Origin of the sequence: Bradyrhizobium sp. Arg237L (assembly GCF_029990105.1) — a bacterium.
In the GTDB taxonomy this organism is placed as follows: domain Bacteria; phylum Pseudomonadota; class Alphaproteobacteria; order Rhizobiales; family Xanthobacteraceae; genus Bradyrhizobium.
On record NZ_JAQMIL010000197.1, the window covers coordinates 1 to 733 of the forward strand.

Consider the following 733-nt stretch of genomic DNA (forward strand, 5'->3'; position numbering starts at 1 on the left):
TGACCCAAGGCGGAAATATGCGCTGGTTGGTCTGAAGCTGGGAGGCCGTTACGCGCACCTGGCCGGCGCGTGCAATCGATCATCTGGCGCGGTCCCGAGCGCCCGCGCGGGCGCACGGTCACGAACGCCACGCGCTATGGTCCTCGGCCCTACGGGAACGTCACGCCGAAAGCAGCCGGATCGGGCTTCTCGCCTTTCCGGGGCACCAACAAACGCTCCAGCCCACCCGGCACGTAGGTGGCCAGCAGGGTCGCTTGGTCGCCGACCACTTCGATCGTATGCGGCACACCACGGGGAAGAGCCGCGTAGGAGCCTGCCCCCACCTCAACGCGGGAATCGCCGACCCGCGCGATTAGCTGCCCCTCAACCACGTAGACTAGCTCGTCCTCGCGCGAGTGAGTGTGCATCGGAGGCTCCTGCCCAGCCCGCACCGTCCACAGGACAGCGCCATATTCGCCTCCGGACTGGCTGCTCTCCACTTTAATCTCGATGCTCGAGCCTCCGCTCGTGGTCACCTTCTCGCCACCGTGGGGCGGCGTTAGAACCGGCTTCTGGACTGACATTTGTAGCCTCCTGATTATGCGCCGGATGAGCCCGGTACCGCGTAAGCATGAAATTCCGCGCGGCGACTGGGAAATGACATCACGCGATGAAGTCAATAACCGCGCGTTATGATGGCCGTTCGCCTTCCGCATCGGACTCGCGTGCACTCGAGGCCGACTGCTTTTGGCCC

Annotated in this window: 1 protein-coding gene; it reads right to left on the reverse strand. The window is 64.5% G+C overall.

Annotated elements, in window-relative coordinates:
• Window positions 1-149 precede the first annotated feature (149 nt).
• On the reverse strand, window positions 150-563 hold the full coding sequence (locus tag OZ411_RS42960) for a cupin domain-containing protein (protein WP_130584131.1): 414 nt from the start codon (window positions 561-563) through the stop codon (window positions 150-152).
• Window positions 564-733 lie beyond the last annotated feature (170 nt).